Here is a 15,332-nt window from a genome sequence, read left to right on the forward strand (position 1 = left end):
TATTCATTACTGGTATGTCACACTCGAAAACACCGAAATATCAAGCTTTTGCTTTCATTTCCATCCAATTGTGACATGTGACATATCTTTTTTTACTTCTCTGTATTTACTATGAGTAAAGGGAAATATGCCTTATTTCTATTTCTGCATAATTCACATATAAACTTTCAAAAATCGTTTGTCACATGTCACAAAACTAGTGTAGTCCTTGTGGCTGCAGGTCTGAGAGGTGTGACCTATAGAAAATCGTATGTCACAAACGCTTATAACCTCTATGAGTTTTCGTTCCATTAGGTAAACGAATTGTCTTTCTTCTCCAGCCAGGATGATTGTTCATGATAAGCCCAATTTTTCGAACCTCAGAACTGCTGCGAAAATCTAACGAGAAATTGACATCCTTGTCAAACGCTTCTGATAGAATCTCTTTAGACGTAACGAGCATTCGCGGCTCAAGCTTTGTACTGTCAAAATCAACGGTGATGTGTTCTCGGTTGTTCAAAATATCTTGAATGTATCTCTGCTTGTCCGGAATATCACGTTCATACCAGTCAGGCGGGATTTTAATGTCCAAATACTCATAAACGATGACTTCCGCAATGTCTTCCATTTCAGCAGCCTTCTGCTTCTGGATTGCGACAGATTCCAATTTCTCAGATAAATAAAGCTTTTCGCCTTGGTCATAATAATGCTTTGCTTCCGCCCATAATTGCGACACGATCGTTTCTAAACTTCCATCGAATGGTGATGCTTTTTGTCGCCCCCTACTACATGTGAGCGGGTAAAAACGACGATTCCCGGTCTTATCCTTCAAATACTGATCATCGTTGCTGGTCCCAATAAATACGCATGTCCGCGGAAAAGATTGAGTCTCACGTCCGTATGGTGGTCTAAAACGATCTTCTGTCGCAGAAATGAATTGTTTCGTCTTTTCAACTTCTGTTTTCTTCATCGCAGACAGCTCTCCTAGTTCGATCAACCAAGATCCTACTAAGAACTGCAGATCATCCTTGCTAACTCCTAACCCTTTTAGACTATCTGAGAAATAATCTGGTGCTAGCTTATTGATTGTGGTAGATTTTCCGATTCCCTGAGAACCACTCAGCACCGGGACCATTTCAAACTTAATCCCCGGTTGGTAGATTCGTGCAATCGCCCCCGCCATCCATTTGCGAGTAACTGCGCGAGAATACTCAGAGTCTTCTACCCCTAGATAGTCAATAAACAACGTCTCTACTCGTTCTACACCATCCCATTCCTCACGTTCTATATACTCTTTCACCGGATGATAGCGACGTTCATAGGCAGACTGCAAAATGGAGGCATATAGGTTATTCTCTTTGATTTGCAGTTGGCGTTTTTCATCAAGAAATGCTCGCAGCATCGTTGTGTCATTGTCAGTCCAAACGGATTCCTTGCTATCAGACCAAGGAAGCTTTTTAGCACGCTCCTTCTGCTGTGTGAAATCATTAAATCGCAAACAGCCCTTTAGCACTGGATCATGTTCTAAAAATAGAAAGCCGTTATAAATAGACCGTTGCAGTTCATTTTTTTCAGTAAGTCGCAGCATAGACAACCATTCTTTTGTCTTTTCCGTTGCATCAGATTCCCAATCATCGCCCCAGTCGTCCTCAGTATCATCAAGGCTGCCAAAATCATCTTCCAAGGAATCAAACATTTCAGCAATCAGCTCACTTTTGACAATAGGGTCTTCCCTGGCCTTTTCGATCATCGCTTTATATGAGGGCAATCTTGATATAGGTGTATCGGGCTTTGCTTCCTCATCCAGATAACCGAATAAATGGACACGAACAAGATCAAAGGCATTTACTAGCTTGTCACCGACTGGATCCGTACCGTGATGGCTATATGCAAATTTATCCTCGTATATTATCAACCCACCTTCTGTCGAACCCTCTATATAGGTGTATCGATCATTATGCGATGACGGTTCGTAAACTTCCGATAGATATTTCTCGATCACTCCTTGGATGTCGTACACTCGGCAAAATGCTCCAATCACGCCTTTTTTAGTTAGCGGATCTCCTGCCTTTTTCGCTTGTCGTTCTCTGATCGAATAGCCGCGACTGGATTCTGGCCAAAAAGAGGCATCGCGCCAATCCTCGTACTCGGCTAAAATATCATCCGGGTTCAGCCAAGGAGAATCAATATAATCGAAAAAATAAACGCCTTCTCTTGAATGGCTGGGATTGTACATCATTCTTTCAGCTTGATAAGTGGTATCGTCAAAATTATCCATCCCTACCAAATCTGCTAGCTTTCGAGCGATTGGCTCGTACTCATCTGCAGTGACCGGCCGGCTTAATGGAAATATCAAACGGTACCGTGGTGTCTTTTGAGTATGGCTATGGGTTGTATAAATCGCCACTGCCTTTCCGAAAATAAAACTGACCGTATCCCATAAATCTGAGCTCGTGCTATCTGCATCCAAGGTAATAAGGCTCCGCATGGTTGCATTGCCGCGTTTTCTTCGTCCTTCTTTTAGGAAACCGCCGACAAAGCCACCTACGTCCTTGATTTGATCCTTTTGGCTCTTCGACATTTTCTGATACTCTTCCGGTGTCTCATGTGTTTCTATCGGATTATCCAACATCTGCAGAAACTCAGACCACCGCAACGTTTTGTTTTTCCAACGTTTTGCCATTCGGTTATTTGCTACCGCGAGATTTATTTCACCGTCGTATTTTATCCTTTTTTGCTTCTTACTCCGTCTTTGTTCCATTTGCCTGCTCCTCTATAAATCACATATTTCAACTTTCAACTACACACATTGACTCGATCTGATCCGCTAATTTTAATAAAATCTCACGCGAAATATCCCGTTCTACTTTTCTCGATTTCTCAGCGTCACTACGCAACGATGCAGCTAAACTTAATTTTTCTTTTTTACTAGATACCTTCGCATTTTCTAACAATTCACGAACCATTTGCGCTAACTCTTTACCTAAATATTCGTCCAAAGTCATCATTCAGAAACTCCCTTCTTCTCGTATGAGTCTAAAATCTCTTGCATCGCGATCGCTGCTTTATCAATTTTATTTTGGATTGTCTCCAAACTTCTTTCCATATTGGTAAGACCTCGGTCTTGAGTTAGAGAGTAAAAGACTCCCTGTGCTGGTTCCTCATCAAGTACAGCAGTTAAACTCAGTGTAGATAAGTAATTGCGTACCATCCCAATTTGGTAGGTCAATCCTTCTAGTTCATCGGCCATTAATCTAATTTCTGATTGCTTCATTACTTTGCTCCTCCTACGCGTCTCCTAATATCCCAACTGTATGAAAACTCGTCATATACCATAAATTGCCTCAGTGCGATGCCGGTAAAGAGAATAATTTTTAATAGCAGCGGTAACACTGTAGCGATACCACCTAGGAGAAATGCCGCTAAGAAAAGATTGATTTTTCTGTTCATGTTGTATGCTCCATTCTGTTTTTGTGGTAGAATGGACAAAAGAATCTGGGCTTCTGCCCGTTTGTTGCCTTTATCTCTGTCCGCCAAGACTTTTGTGAGATAAGGCTTTTCTTTTGTCCTCAATCATGTGCTAGTCCTCTGTTGCTTCCTGCAATGCGATCTCATCGGCTAACTCTTTAGCTCGTTGCATCATCGCGCAGCATTCGTAAAATACATCTTTGTTGGTGCCCTCTGCTATCAGATCATCCGGGATCCCGTCTAACCTGTCGCCATCTTGGATCGTCACCAGCTTCGTACTGATTTCCTTTTTTAATTGGTGAAATTCTTGATACTTGTTCATTAATACCCTCCAATCTTTTAGCCCAACTTTCGAACAATTGCCTACAGTAACTTTTCTGCTTATGTGCTCTCAGTTAAGAGAAGTGCTCCATCGCCCCACGCTAGGAATCCAAAATTTTAAATCTCATGTTTCTTCAAAAATTCATCGCAAGCCTCTTTGCTAATGCGCTCGATACCATCCACGATCGAAACTTTTAACCCATTCGGAATCAGCTTGCCTGTCAAAGTATTGTACGCAACATTGCAATACTCACAAGCCTGCTTTTTATTCATCCACACGGGAAGCTCTGCACGCTTCTGCTGCAGTTTGAAAGCTTCACCGACCGAGTTAGTAATTAAACTTACTAATGGCTGAAACGCCTCATCAGCAAAGTCTATTGATTCAATGCTTAGCTTTGCCATGTTCTCACCTCACTTTCTTTCTGACAACAATTCGGAAATGGCTTTTTCAACACGCGCTTTTCTATCATCGCTCAATTCAGTTCTTAACCAAACAGAAAAACGACTGTCAGAAATACCTACACATTCTGCAACTTGCCAGTTTTTCAAACCATTGATAAAAATGCAACTTCTGATTTCCTTGTTAGCTTTCATTGATTCCACCTCAATTTGATGTTTTACGAAATCAAAACCTCATTTCGTTATATTTAACTTAACATGACATCATATTGATGTCAACAACATATTGTATTTTTTTATTGTTGATAATTCTTTTTGATGTCGCTATAATGGATGAAAAGGATGGTGCTATTAATGAACAGACTTCGACAACTACGAGAAGAGAAAGGCTACTCTTTACGCGAGCTAGGTCTTAAACTGAACATGAATGCTTCTGTTTTAGGTAACTATGAACGTGGTGATCGACAACCACGCATTGATGTTTGGGAAAAACTGGCTGATTTTTTTGAAGTAACACCCGCGTATATGATGGGACTGAGTTCCAAAAAGAATGACGATGACCTAACTCTGAGTTTGGTCCATGATGACTACGAAAAGGAAAAAGCAAAAAATATATCAAAACTAGTCCATGATTTAGATTCCAAATTAGTCCTTCTAGGTTTTTCTCCAGAACGTGACAACATGGTTGGTTCTGAGGAGCTACTATCTAATATCGTTAACCTCCCTGAGGAACAGTTCTCTATCCTAGTTGATCTCATAGAGGTGTTTGCAAAATCAAATAATGCTTAACTGATCAACCCTCTCTATACATACCTTCGCCCCAAGCTAGGTACTGGGAGGAAAATACAATGGCAACATATAAAGAATATAAAACTAAAAAAGGTAAATACTGGGCTGTAAAAGCCTATCTCGGTATTGATCCGCTGACAAATAAGCAAGTCAACACAGAAAAGCGTGGTTTTAAATCGAGGAAAGAAGCAAAGGTGTTCATCGATCGTAAAGCGTTAGAGATTGAGAAAAACGGCATCGCACGCAGCAAGGCTACTGATTTCAAAGCTGTGTATGAGTTATGGCTACAAACCTACCAGCTAACTGTCAAAGAATCGTCGCTAGTGAAGCTTAAGCAGAAATTCAATAAATATATTCTGCCTGAGTTTGGCGAGTCTGAGATGGATAAAATCAAGCCTGCTGACGTGCAAAGATTTGCTAACTTCATGTGCTTTGAAAAGGAAAACAAGCACTACAAGGAGTATATTTCTAATGTATCGCGGCTCTATGAGTTCGCGATCCGGCAAGGTCTAGCAAAAAGCAACCCTGTTAAATTGATTACCATCCCAAAGAAAAAAGCCGATCTTTCAGAGAAGAAAATACACTTCTTCACGAAAGACCAACTTAAATGTTTTCTAGGCGATGCAGACCAAAATGAATCATCTAAAATCTTTACTTTTTTTCATTTGGCCGCTTTCACTGGATGCCGACAAGGTGAGCTTTTAGGGCTACAGTGGGATGCAATAGACTTTGAGAGTAAGACGCTCACGGTACGGCAAACACTCACCAGGGGAGAAAATAGACGGCTTTACCTTGAAGAGCCTAAGACTCGAAAATCTCGCCGTGTGATCCCGCTTGATGATGCGACGGTTTCCATTCTAAAAAAATGGCGTCGGACGCAACGTGCAGAATGGCTGCAGATCGGTATCAATACGATGGACGCGAAACAACTGCTATTCACAACGATCGACAACGAGCCTATTCAGCTATCACACCCACGTTTATGGATGCACCGAATCTGTAAGAGATGTGAATTGCCTAAACTTAGCCCACATGCTCTACGACACACATACGCTACCATGCTTATTAGTGAAGGCATAGACTTTAAAACCGTTTCTGACTTATTAGGACATTCAACTGTAAGCATGACACTTGATACCTATGCGGGAGTATATGAAGAGAAGAAAACAGCCGCAGTCAATCTATTGGCTAACATCATGAAATAGCTCGATTTTGAAATCTCTTTAGATTCAATTTTCAAGTTTTATGAAAAAGCCTATTGCGGCAAAGCTAAACGAGGCTATTCGATATATAAATCTCTTTAGATATCTCTTTAGATTCATATGAAATTAGGTGAAATCTGGTGAAATTGTTAGAGGACAAAAAAATACCGCCATCCCTCACAAATGGCGGTAAATCAATAAATTTAAAGCAAAGCGGGTGACGAGAATCGAACTCGCGACGGAAGCTTGGGAAGCTTCTGTTTTACCACTAAACTACACCCGCATTAGTACATTAGAGAGTATAAACCTTTTTATTAAATCTAACAACTATTTCTACCAGACAATAAAATTGACAATTGAAGCAAATCTGATTATCTTACAGATAGTAAGTATTGATTTTAGAAAGGAAGACTCTATGAAGAATTTATCAACCGTTCAAAAGGCTCTTACCGAAGAAACAAATAATGTAGTCTTCATCTCCTCTGAATCATGTAGTATTTGCCATGTAGATGAACCAAAAGCAAGAAAACTTGCTGAGGATTACGATATTTCTTTTCACCATATGGATATTATGCATGAACCAAGGCTAGCCGGCTTCTTTGAGGTTCTAACAGTTCCTGCCGTTTTGGTTTATCATGATGGAAAAGAAATCGCACGGCAAGCGCGTTTCATTGACTTCAAATCGTTGGAAAAGCTTTTACAACAATTACCCAAGGATTCAAAAGCAACAGATTATCAAAATTTATTCACTTAAAAAAGACTGAGCACATTGTAATGCCTCCTTATTGAGGACACTACACCTGCTCAGTCTTTTACTTTTATTTGTTATCTGTATTATGGTGTAAGAAATAAATCAATGTTTGCAATTCGTTGGTTAAATCAACGCTTTGGATAATGACATCATCAGGTGCCGTTAAACGAGCTGCTGTAAAGTTCAAGATTCCTTTAATCCCTGCATCAGCTAATTGATCAACAACTTGCTGGGCTTGTTGGGCCGGTAAAGTCAAGATCGCGATTTCAATCTGCTGTAATTTGATTTGTTCCACCATATTGTCCAATGGATATACTGGAATACCATCAACGATGCGTCCTACAATATCCTCTTTAACATCAAAAGCACAGCTTACACGAATACTGTTGCTTTGGTGAAACTTGAATTTTAACAAGGCACTCCCCAGATTACCAACACCGACTAATGCTACATTAGTTAATTGGTCATCATTTAGTATCTTTCCAAAGAAATGCATCAAATCTTCAACATCATATCCGTATCCACGTTTACCTAATTCACCAAAGTAAGAAAAATCGCGACGGATCGTTGCGCTATCGACTTGGATCGCCTCACTTAATTCTGTAGATGATACTTTGGTTTTTCCAGCATTATTTAAAATACGCAAATACCGATAGTATAACGGCAATCGTTTAACAGTCGCTTTTGGAATTGAATGTTCTTTCACAATAACTCTCCTTTATCAAAAAAATTCGTAAATGTTGACTACTGCACTATAATAGCAATAATCTAACTGAAATTGCAACGCACTTGCTCGAAATTTTGTGAAAAAATCACGATTGGCTGAAATGACCGCTTCCAATCGCAACGTCCTTAAAAATATGTTAGACTAAATCCATTCGGAAAAATAAATTTAAGGAAGATATCCAATGATTTTACTACAAGCAAATCAGGTTGCCCGCTACTTTGGTGCGGATACGTTATTTGAAAATATCCATCTCGAGATTGCCAGTAAGGCGCGGATCGGTTTAGTTGGACGAAATGGCGCGGGAAAATCTACTCTACTAAAAATAATTGCCACTATCGAAGCACCAGATGCTGGACAAATTATCAAAAATAAGCAAGCCAGCTTAGGCTATTTGGCTCAAGACACGGGCCTAGATTCTCATGAAACTATTTGGAATGAAATGCTCAAGGCCTTTGATAAGGTGCGTCAAATGGAGAATCGAATGCGAGAAGTTGAAATTGCCATCGGTGAGACGCCAGAAAGCGATAGTCGTTATGCTTTCCTATTGAAGGAATACGACCAGCTTCAACATGATTTCAATGATCAAAATGGCTACGGCTATGAGAATGAGATTCGTAGTGTGCTCCATGGTTTCAAATTTGATGAAAGCTTTTATGATAAAGAAATCAGTACTTTATCAGGGGGGCAAAAAACGCGTTTAGCCTTAGCTCGAATGCTGTTAGTTAAACCTGACATCTTGATTCTTGATGAACCAACAAACCACTTAGACATTGAAACTTTGGCTTGGCTGGAGGATTATCTGCAAGGATATCCAGGGGCCCTGCTGATTGTCTCCCATGACCGTTACTTTTTGGATCGTGTGGTCAATGAAATATATGAGATCTCACGTCACAAAATCCGCCATTATACTGGAAATTATTCCCGTTATCTAGATTTAAAGGCAGCTCAGCTTGCCAGTGATTGGAAAGCTTACGAAAAGCAGCAGGTCGAGATTGAAAAACTAGAAGACTTTGTCGCACGTAATTTAGTGCGTGCTTCAACAACCAAACGAGCGCAAAGTCGACGTAAAACCTTAGAAAAAATGGACCGCCTGGATCGTCCAGATGGGAAAGAGAAATCAGCTAAGTTCATGTTTGATATCGACAAAGTGTCTGGCAACGTGGTTTTACAAGTCGAGGAAGCGGCGATTGGTTATCAGGAAACCTTATCAGAGCCCATCGATTTAGATATTCGTCGTGAAGATGCTATTGCACTTGTCGGCCCAAACGGGATTGGGAAATCGACTTTATTGAAGTCATTGATTGGACAGCTTCCCTTTATTAAAGGAGAGCCGCATTTTGGAACGAACGTTACCGTGGGCTATTACGATCAAGGTCAAGCTGATCTGCATGGAAATAAAACAATCCTAGCTGAGCTTTGGGATGAACACCCTACTACTCCTGAAAAAGATATCCGTAATGTTTTGGGCGGGTTTCTTTTCAGCGGTGAAGATGTAGAAAAGACGATTCCGCTGTTGAGTGGTGGAGAAAAGGCCCGTGTTGCTCTAGCAAAACTCTCTATGAACAAAGAAAACTTTTTGATTCTTGATGAACCAACGAACCACTTAGACATTGATAATAAGGAAGTTTTGGAAAATGCCTTGATCGATTATCAAGGAACGCTGCTCTTTGTTTCCCACGACCGCTATTTTATTAATCGTATTGCGAACAAAGTGATCGAATTATCTCCTGAAGGCAGTAAATTGTATCTTGGGGATTACGATTATTATTTAGAGAAGAAAAAAGAAGAAGAAGAGATCGCCGAATTACAGGCAAAAGAAGAAGCACCTGTTGAAGCGCCAAAGAAGAAATTCTATCAGGATAAGGAGCAGCAAAAATTAATCCGCAGTTTGCGGCGAAAAATCGAAGCAATTGAAGAAAATCTTTCTGCTTTAGATGAAAAGATTGACGAATTAGAAGTACAAATGAGTCAACCTGATGTCTTGAATGACCACGTCCAACTATTAGAACTGACAAATGATTTAGAGGCAAAAAAAGCGGAGCAAGAAGAACAGCTTTCCAGCTGGGAAGAACTCAGCTTAGAACTAGAAGAATTTGAATAACTTACAACTTTTGACCGATGACACCTTCCCTTTTTTTCGTTTTAATGAAAGAGTGGAGGTGTTTTTTATGAGGCGAAAAATTCGCCCTTTTTCAATTTTATTTGGCTTTTTTTTAGTGATCGCCAGTCTAGGTATCCTCTCTTCTCGATTCTTTCACTTTAATAATGCTGTCAGCAGTCAACAAGATTTTTCTGCTAGTGCAAATCAATATCTTCAGGAGCATGGGCAGGATTTTCCCTTATTGCTGCAAACTGACTCGCGCTGGGCGAATAAGGCCTATGGCAGCGGCTCTGATCAAAATGACCTAGCTACGAACGGCTGTGCTATCACCTCTTTGGCAATGATCCTTTCTTATCAGGAAAAACGGACGGTATACCCTACCGAGATTTTAGAATGGAGCAGTAATCGCTATTATGAAGCCGGGCAAGGAACTGCTTGGTCTATTTTCCCTGCCTTCGCTCAAAATTATGGATTGAGCCTACAAAATCTTGGCAAGGATCAGGGCCAGATCCAACAACATATCAATCAAAACCAACCATTAGTAATCTCTGTCAATCCAGGTGAGTTTACCGATGTCGGACACATTATGGTGATCAAAAAGGATTTACAAAGCGATCAATTAATCGTTTATGATCCGAATGATTCACCAGATAAGGAACACTATAAACAAAAATATTCCTTGGATCAGCTGATGCCGCAACTTGCTAATGCCTGGGTTTATAACTAACTTAAAACAAAAAATAAAGCTGGCAGAAATATGCCAGCTTTATTTTTTTGGGGGTGCCTGCTTTCACAGGGGAAAAAGAATTATTTTTAGGGTTAAGTTCATCTTACGCCAATTATTTGAAAAAGCTATGAGCATTTTGAATAAAAGTTAGAAAAAAATGTGGCGTTATTATGAAGAGCCTTGCTTATTATAATTAACCAAAAACATTCATGCCTTCATTCTTTTTCAAGAAATCCAGCATGAATGTTTCTTTTTTTAATGTTGGAGGCTATTTGATTTGATCAACTAACGTCTTAAGAATTTGATCCATCTTCTTTCCATTATCCTCTTTGATAATTTTTTCAGAAAGAATAAAGGAACCGCCCACTCCTAATACGTGCGGGTTCTCAAGGTACTCGACAAAATTCTGCTCGTTAATCCCACCAGTAGGCAAGAATTTCATATCATAGAAAGGCCCGCTCAAAGCATTAATTGCTTTTAACCCTCCATAAATATCTGCGGGAAAAAATTTTACGATTTTGATGCCATACTCTGCTGCCAGCTGAATATCTCTTGGCGTAGCGGTTCCAGGAAAAACGGGAATATCTCGTTCCAAGCAATACTCAATTACTTCAGGAACAACCGCGGGAGAAACAACAAAGCACGCACCATTTTCAACAGCGGTTTCAGCTTCTGCTAAGGTTCGAACAGTCCCTGCTCCCACTAGGAGTTTTTCAGATTCTGACAATCGTTTGATTGCCTCCGCAGCTAGCTCACTTCGAAAAGTCACTTCGATCAGTGGAACATCATTTCTCACCAGTATCTCTTCAGCTTTGGATAAATAATTTAAATCAGTTGCGGTGTAAAGCGGCAACAGTTTGGTTTGCATTAGTTGTTCATAAACCTGATGCTCTGTATTTACGGCCATTTTCTCTCTCACTTTCTACGAGATTCTTATTCTTTTCTTCTAGTAATAGCTTCGTGCAGCCCCTGCATATAGGTAATCCCCATCGCACGATCATACAAGCCGTATCCTGGTCTTGCTACTTCGCCCCAAAGCGTCCGTCCATGGTCTGGACGAATGACACCATCAAAGCCGACTTCTATTAGAGCCTCCATGATTGCATACATATCAAGTGATCCTTCAGTGGATAAATGCGCGGTTTCTTTGAACTTGCGATAGCCCAAAAACTCGACATTACGGAAGTGAACAAAGTTGATTCGATCACCAATTGCATGAACGATTTCTACCATATCATTTTCTGGGTCTGCGCCTAATGCGCCAGTACATAATGTCACTCCGTTGTATGGGGAATCTACCATGCTGATGATGCGTTGCAAATCAGCCAAATTTTTGGTGATTCGCGGAAAACCAAAAATCTCCCAAGGAGGATCATCCGGATGAATCCCCATTCGCACATCTGCTTCTTCGCAAACAGGGATAATTTTTTCAAGAAAGTATTTTAAGTTCTCAAATAGATCATCTTCTGTCACACCATCGTACATTTCAACTAGTGAATTGAACTTGTTCAAGCGCTCTTCTTCCCAACCAGAAAGCTGAAAGCCTTTTGATTGGCTGCTGATCAATTTGTACATGTCTCCTGGTTCCATATTGTCTACTACTGCTTGGTCGTAAAGTAAGGCCAAACTACCATCTTCATTTTCATAATTAAGCGTTGTTTTTGCCCAACCAAAAATCGGCTTAAAGCTGTAACAAATCAAGTCTACACCGCAAGCAGAAAGATTTTTGATCGTTTGAATGTAGTTGTCAATGTAATGATCTCGTTCAGCTGTTCCTGCTTTGATTGCATCATGAATTGCGACGCTTTCAATTCCTAACAGTTCTAATTTTTCTTTTTCGATAGATTCTTTTAATGCTCGTATCTCTGAAACTTCCCAAACATCGCCTGGTAATTTATTCAACAATGTACCGACAACGCCGTTGATACCGGGGATTTGTCTCACATGATTTAAAGGAATGGAGTCGCCTTTCTCTCCATACCATCTAAAGCCCCATTTCATTAATTCTGGCCTCCTAGTCCTATTTAAAAGTCGTCTTCGTCATCCTCTTCCTCAATTTCGGAAACATGCCAAATATCTAAACTATCTGCGCCCTGTGCCATTATTGCAGGTGCAGCTTCTTGCACGGGTATGCTCAAAATTTGGTGGTTGATCGTTTCCAGTAACATCGGCAGGTTTACGCCGCCGAGCACATAAACATTTTCTTGAAGTGCTGGATCTAATCCATTGGTAATCAAAACGGATTGATTGTAAGGACTAGCACTGACTAAATCTGTCAGAATGATTATCCCAGCATTTTGGTCGACCTCTTTAACAGCCGCTTCAATTTGGTTTCCTAATTCTTGGACATCGTCTCCAGGATTTAAATTGACCGTAACAATATTATTGGTTGCTCCGACAATTACTTCCGCTGCATCCTTCAATCCATCACTTAATTTTCCGTGTGTGGCAATTACAATTCCTAACATATGCCCCTCCATTCTCTTACTGAAACAAACTCGTTACAGCAGTAATATTTTCCATGTTCAACTGCTTCGCTTTTAAATCGGCTGGATTTAAATAATAGGCGGCATTTTCCTGATCGCTTCTTGCACTGAAGAGATAACTTACCTTTTGGTCTGCCGGTTGATATTCTATCTTTCCGTTGATGTTTTTATCATTCGGTGATTTACCGACTAAATGTAACGGCGCTGATGAACCAACACTATCTAAATAATAAATTTTGCACTGTCCGCTAACCTGTTTCTGCAATTCCTCCAAGCCCTTATTGCCATAGCTGCCTTCATCTAAAAAGGCATAAGCGATATTTTTTTGCTTATTTTCTGCTATCATTTTTAACATCGCTAACAGAGAAGACGTATTGCGAACCAGTGTTTTCCGGTTAGATAACCCTTTGGTGATTTTTCCGAATAATACAAAGTAGCCTGCGTAAACGGCCATAATCATAAGAGTACTAGGTGAATTGAAGTTAAACGAATTTGGTGAAAACCGCATATAAATCAATGTACCTAGTATCCCTAAAAGGATCGCAATTATCGTGCTGAGCAAAATGAACTTAGTGGTCTTTTGGGCCTGGTCCTTGCGATTGAACAGCTGATAAGACCCGATACTTTCAGGAGGAGTATCATAGAAGGTACAAATCACGCGATCTGCCTGTTTAATGTTACCGACGTAGACATTTCGAGCAGCATATTTCTTTTGCTGGTTATATTCAATTACTTGAATATCCTTACGCATTTTTGCAATATCGGTCACCAATGCCGCTAGAAATCTTTTCTTGCTCTTTTCTGTCCGACGCAGCCGATAAACATATTGGTAACGAAATAGCCAATCTTTGAATACCTCTGTTTGCTCCATCTACACTCTCTCCTGTTCTTCAGTCAGTGAATTCTATAAGCCGAATTGTTTTAAAACATCCTTCAAGCTGGATTTTGGTGCCGATGGCGTCGCTTGGAAATAAATATTTTCGACGCCATAATTTTCGTTCATGTCTTTTAATCGTTCCGCATCCTCTTTATTTAAGTAAACAGATTTGGTGACTAATAAATCTTTTTCGGGGTCCTTTTGCGCAATACCTCCGATATTCAACTCTTTCATCGGTACGCCATGTTTTACTAGATCGTAAATCACACTCACCGTTTTTGTGATCAAAATACAGTTATATTCCTTAAAATTGAATTCATCCCAATAGAATTTTGCTTTTTCCGGAGTGATTACGATCGTCTTCTGGCCTGTCCGGCTGCCAGCATTCTTATACAAATCGCGCATAAATTTATCTTTTGCTACTACTTCGTCAACGACAAAGATAGAATTTACTCCACTTTTTTGCGATAAGGTCATCATAACCTGTCCGTGAATCAATCGTTCGTCTACTCGAGCTAAGTTAATTACGCCCATTTAACACACTTCCTTTTCCACATTAAGTATTTTCTTTATTCTTCTAACAATGAAAAGTAGAATAGAGCCTCTTTTCTAAATTATAAGATTCCGACACCGGCTAAAATAATTAGAATCAAGGTCAACCAAAGTAATGCCTGGGTCACCTTCAGCCCTTTTTTCGTATAGAACCAATACACACCCATAACAACAGCCAAAGGTAGAATACCTGGCACAATCTGATCAAGAATTTCTTGGATAACGAATTTCCTTCCTGAGATCGCAAATTTCAGTGTCGATTCCACTTTTACATAGTTACCGGCTAAAATCCCCATCATAAACAGACCAAGTACAGAAAGTGCTTCAATCGCTGTTTGAACACCCGTACTTTGCATCAAACCTGTTGCATTACGTCCCATTGTAAAGGATTGTCTAGCAAAGAATACACCCAACGCTGCTTGATAAAGCGCAAAGAAAACGAATGGGAACAACGCGCCTAACGCACTTCCTTGCTGTGCCCAAGGAACAGCGATTGCAATAAAGATATATTGCACAGTTCCTGAATCGATCGCATCACCAATTCCGGCTAATGCTCCCATCAATCCTGCTTTTGTGTTATACATCAAATCATCTTGCATCAAAATTTCTTTGTTTTCATATTCTTCTTGCGCCCGCTGCTGCTCCATCGAAGACATCAGGCCTGTGATAACACCGCCGCCCCAGCTCAACTGTGTATTGAAAAACAGAAGCTGCCGTTTGTATGCGGCTTTTAACGCATCATCATCCTTATAGAGTTTTTTTAGGATCGGCATCATGGCATAAAGCAATGATGGTGCCAAATAGCGTTCAAAAGAATGCGGTATTTCATTAGCGAAATGCCATCTTAAATACGCTTTAGTGACATCTTTGCTAGTAATTTCTTCAGGGGCTAGATTATTATTCGTTGCAGCTTGATTAGTTGATACTTCAGTCATCTTCTCGTCCTCCTTGTA

At 40.2% G+C, this 15,332-nt stretch carries 19 protein-coding genes and 1 tRNA gene; 5 read left to right on the forward strand and 15 right to left on the reverse strand.

The window, feature by feature from the left end:
- Positions 1-253: 253 nt before the first annotated feature.
- From IGI67_RS05865 to IGI67_RS05895, 7 genes are all read right to left on the reverse strand, one after another.
- Complete coding sequence (locus IGI67_RS05865; protein ID WP_429957079.1) at positions 254-2,740, reverse strand: VapE domain-containing protein; 2,487 nt, start codon at positions 2,738-2,740, stop codon at positions 254-256.
- Positions 2,741-2,768: 28 nt separating this feature from the next.
- Positions 2,769-2,987, reverse strand: coding sequence for a hypothetical protein (locus tag IGI67_RS05870; protein WP_429957080.1), 219 nt, complete (start codon positions 2,985-2,987; stop codon positions 2,769-2,771).
- The gene (locus IGI67_RS05875; protein ID WP_429957081.1) at positions 2,984-3,253 is read right to left on the reverse strand and encodes a hypothetical protein; all 270 of its coding nucleotides are present in this window, start codon (positions 3,251-3,253) and stop codon (positions 2,984-2,986) included. Before IGI67_RS05875 ends, IGI67_RS05870 begins: the two co-directional genes overlap by 4 nt.
- Complete coding sequence (locus IGI67_RS05880; protein WP_429957082.1) at positions 3,253-3,429, reverse strand: hypothetical protein; 177 nt, start codon at positions 3,427-3,429, stop codon at positions 3,253-3,255. Before IGI67_RS05880 ends, IGI67_RS05875 begins: the two co-directional genes overlap by 1 nt.
- A gap of 130 nt (positions 3,430-3,559) precedes the next feature.
- Positions 3,560-3,769, reverse strand: a complete 210-nt coding sequence (locus tag IGI67_RS05885) for a hypothetical protein (protein ID WP_429957083.1) — start codon at positions 3,767-3,769, stop codon at positions 3,560-3,562.
- 116 nt (positions 3,770-3,885) lie between these two features.
- Positions 3,886-4,170 (reverse strand): helix-turn-helix domain-containing protein, encoded by a 285-nt coding sequence (locus IGI67_RS05890; RefSeq protein WP_429957084.1) that lies wholly within the window; start codon positions 4,168-4,170, stop codon positions 3,886-3,888.
- Positions 4,171-4,179: 9 nt separating this feature from the next.
- Positions 4,180-4,362: a hypothetical protein gene (locus tag IGI67_RS05895; protein WP_429957085.1), complete on the reverse strand. Its 183-nt coding sequence runs from the start codon at positions 4,360-4,362 to the stop codon at positions 4,180-4,182.
- Between the two features lie 159 nt (positions 4,363-4,521).
- Here IGI67_RS05895 and IGI67_RS05900 point away from each other — a divergent pair, with 159 nt between their 5' ends.
- Together IGI67_RS05900 and IGI67_RS05905 are read left to right on the forward strand one after the other, a co-directional pair.
- Positions 4,522-4,956, forward strand: a complete 435-nt coding sequence (locus IGI67_RS05900) for a helix-turn-helix domain-containing protein (protein ID WP_429957086.1) — start codon at positions 4,522-4,524, stop codon at positions 4,954-4,956.
- A gap of 59 nt (positions 4,957-5,015) precedes the next feature.
- Entirely contained in the window at positions 5,016-6,161 is a 1,146-nt protein-coding gene (locus tag IGI67_RS05905; RefSeq protein ID WP_429957087.1) for a tyrosine-type recombinase/integrase, read from the forward strand.
- Between the two features lie 209 nt (positions 6,162-6,370).
- Here the strand turns inward: IGI67_RS05905 and IGI67_RS05910 are convergent.
- Positions 6,371-6,441: transfer RNA gene (locus IGI67_RS05910), tRNA-Gly, on the reverse strand.
- A gap of 132 nt (positions 6,442-6,573) precedes the next feature.
- Here IGI67_RS05910 and IGI67_RS05915 point away from each other — a divergent pair.
- Complete coding sequence (locus IGI67_RS05915) at positions 6,574-6,912, forward strand: thioredoxin family protein (RefSeq protein WP_429957088.1); 339 nt, start codon at positions 6,574-6,576, stop codon at positions 6,910-6,912.
- Positions 6,913-6,976: 64 nt separating this feature from the next.
- Here IGI67_RS05915 and IGI67_RS05920 read toward each other — a convergent pair whose 3' ends face one another.
- Positions 6,977-7,615: a redox-sensing transcriptional repressor Rex gene (locus tag IGI67_RS05920; protein ID WP_207107041.1), complete on the reverse strand. Its 639-nt coding sequence runs from the start codon at positions 7,613-7,615 to the stop codon at positions 6,977-6,979.
- Positions 7,616-7,817: 202 nt separating this feature from the next.
- Between IGI67_RS05920 and IGI67_RS05925 the strand changes: the two genes are divergently transcribed.
- Positions 7,818-9,737: an ABC-F family ATP-binding cassette domain-containing protein gene (locus IGI67_RS05925; RefSeq protein WP_429957089.1), complete on the forward strand. Its 1,920-nt coding sequence runs from the start codon at positions 7,818-7,820 to the stop codon at positions 9,735-9,737.
- Between the two features lie 67 nt (positions 9,738-9,804).
- Complete coding sequence (locus tag IGI67_RS05930) at positions 9,805-10,464, forward strand: C39 family peptidase (protein WP_207107043.1); 660 nt, start codon at positions 9,805-9,807, stop codon at positions 10,462-10,464.
- A 268-nt stretch (positions 10,465-10,732) separates the two neighbouring features.
- Here IGI67_RS05930 and IGI67_RS05935 read toward each other — a convergent pair whose 3' ends face one another.
- From IGI67_RS05935 to IGI67_RS05960, 6 genes are all read right to left on the reverse strand, one after another.
- Positions 10,733-11,371: a bifunctional 4-hydroxy-2-oxoglutarate aldolase/2-dehydro-3-deoxy-phosphogluconate aldolase gene (locus tag IGI67_RS05935; RefSeq protein WP_207107044.1), complete on the reverse strand. Its 639-nt coding sequence runs from the start codon at positions 11,369-11,371 to the stop codon at positions 10,733-10,735.
- Positions 11,372-11,397: 26 nt separating this feature from the next.
- Entirely contained in the window at positions 11,398-12,465 is a 1,068-nt protein-coding gene (uxuA, locus tag IGI67_RS05940) for a mannonate dehydratase (RefSeq protein WP_207107045.1), read from the reverse strand.
- A gap of 23 nt (positions 12,466-12,488) precedes the next feature.
- On the reverse strand, positions 12,489-12,932 hold the full coding sequence (locus IGI67_RS05945) for a PTS sugar transporter subunit IIA (protein ID WP_429957090.1): 444 nt from the start codon (positions 12,930-12,932) through the stop codon (positions 12,489-12,491).
- Positions 12,933-12,948: 16 nt separating this feature from the next.
- A complete protein-coding gene (locus IGI67_RS05950; RefSeq protein WP_207107047.1) occupies positions 12,949-13,821 on the reverse strand; it encodes a hypothetical protein in 873 nt (290 codons plus the stop codon).
- A gap of 33 nt (positions 13,822-13,854) precedes the next feature.
- Entirely contained in the window at positions 13,855-14,361 is a 507-nt protein-coding gene (locus IGI67_RS05955; protein WP_207107048.1) for a PTS system mannose/fructose/N-acetylgalactosamine-transporter subunit IIB, read from the reverse strand.
- A gap of 80 nt (positions 14,362-14,441) precedes the next feature.
- The gene (locus tag IGI67_RS05960; protein WP_207107049.1) at positions 14,442-15,314 is read right to left on the reverse strand and encodes a PTS system mannose/fructose/sorbose family transporter subunit IID; all 873 of its coding nucleotides are present in this window, start codon (positions 15,312-15,314) and stop codon (positions 14,442-14,444) included.
- Positions 15,315-15,332: the final 18 nt, after the last annotated feature.

This window comes from Enterococcus sp. AZ196 (assembly GCF_050498845.1).
In the GTDB taxonomy this organism is placed as follows: domain Bacteria; phylum Bacillota; class Bacilli; order Lactobacillales; family Enterococcaceae; genus Enterococcus_A; species Enterococcus_A murrayae.

What these genes read in the sequence shown, in the direction of transcription:
- IGI67_RS05865 (WP_429957079.1), bottom strand. Translation starts at nt 2,740, where the DNA reads ATGGAACAAAGACGGAGTAAGAAGCAAAAAAGGATAAAATACGACGGT.
- IGI67_RS05870 (WP_429957080.1), bottom strand. Translation starts at nt 2,987, where the DNA reads ATGATGACTTTGGACGAATATTTAGGTAAAGAGTTAGCGCAAATGGTT.
- IGI67_RS05875 (WP_429957081.1), bottom strand. Translation starts at nt 3,253, where the DNA reads ATGAAGCAATCAGAAATTAGATTAATGGCCGATGAACTAGAAGGATTG.
- IGI67_RS05880 (WP_429957082.1), bottom strand. Translation starts at nt 3,429, where the DNA reads ATGAACAGAAAAATCAATCTTTTCTTAGCGGCATTTCTCCTAGGTGGT.
- IGI67_RS05885 (WP_429957083.1), bottom strand. Translation starts at nt 3,769, where the DNA reads ATGAACAAGTATCAAGAATTTCACCAATTAAAAAAGGAAATCAGTACG.
- IGI67_RS05890 (WP_429957084.1), bottom strand. Translation starts at nt 4,170, where the DNA reads ATGGCAAAGCTAAGCATTGAATCAATAGACTTTGCTGATGAGGCGTTT.
- IGI67_RS05895 (WP_429957085.1), bottom strand. Translation starts at nt 4,362, where the DNA reads ATGAAAGCTAACAAGGAAATCAGAAGTTGCATTTTTATCAATGGTTTG.
- IGI67_RS05900 (WP_429957086.1), top strand. Translation starts at nt 4,522, where the DNA reads ATGAACAGACTTCGACAACTACGAGAAGAGAAAGGCTACTCTTTACGC.
- IGI67_RS05905 (WP_429957087.1), top strand. Translation starts at nt 5,016, where the DNA reads ATGGCAACATATAAAGAATATAAAACTAAAAAAGGTAAATACTGGGCT.
- IGI67_RS05915 (WP_429957088.1), top strand. Translation starts at nt 6,574, where the DNA reads ATGAAGAATTTATCAACCGTTCAAAAGGCTCTTACCGAAGAAACAAAT.
- IGI67_RS05925 (WP_429957089.1), top strand. Translation starts at nt 7,818, where the DNA reads ATGATTTTACTACAAGCAAATCAGGTTGCCCGCTACTTTGGTGCGGAT.
- IGI67_RS05930 (WP_207107043.1), top strand. Translation starts at nt 9,805, where the DNA reads ATGAGGCGAAAAATTCGCCCTTTTTCAATTTTATTTGGCTTTTTTTTA.
- IGI67_RS05935 (WP_207107044.1), bottom strand. Translation starts at nt 11,371, where the DNA reads ATGGCCGTAAATACAGAGCATCAGGTTTATGAACAACTAATGCAAACC.
- uxuA (WP_207107045.1), bottom strand. Translation starts at nt 12,465, where the DNA reads ATGAAATGGGGCTTTAGATGGTATGGAGAGAAAGGCGACTCCATTCCT.
- IGI67_RS05945 (WP_429957090.1), bottom strand. Translation starts at nt 12,932, where the DNA reads ATGTTAGGAATTGTAATTGCCACACACGGAAAATTAAGTGATGGATTG.
- IGI67_RS05950 (WP_207107047.1), bottom strand. Translation starts at nt 13,821, where the DNA reads ATGGAGCAAACAGAGGTATTCAAAGATTGGCTATTTCGTTACCAATAT.
- IGI67_RS05955 (WP_207107048.1), bottom strand. Translation starts at nt 14,361, where the DNA reads ATGGGCGTAATTAACTTAGCTCGAGTAGACGAACGATTGATTCACGGA.
- IGI67_RS05960 (WP_207107049.1), bottom strand. Translation starts at nt 15,314, where the DNA reads ATGACTGAAGTATCAACTAATCAAGCTGCAACGAATAATAATCTAGCC.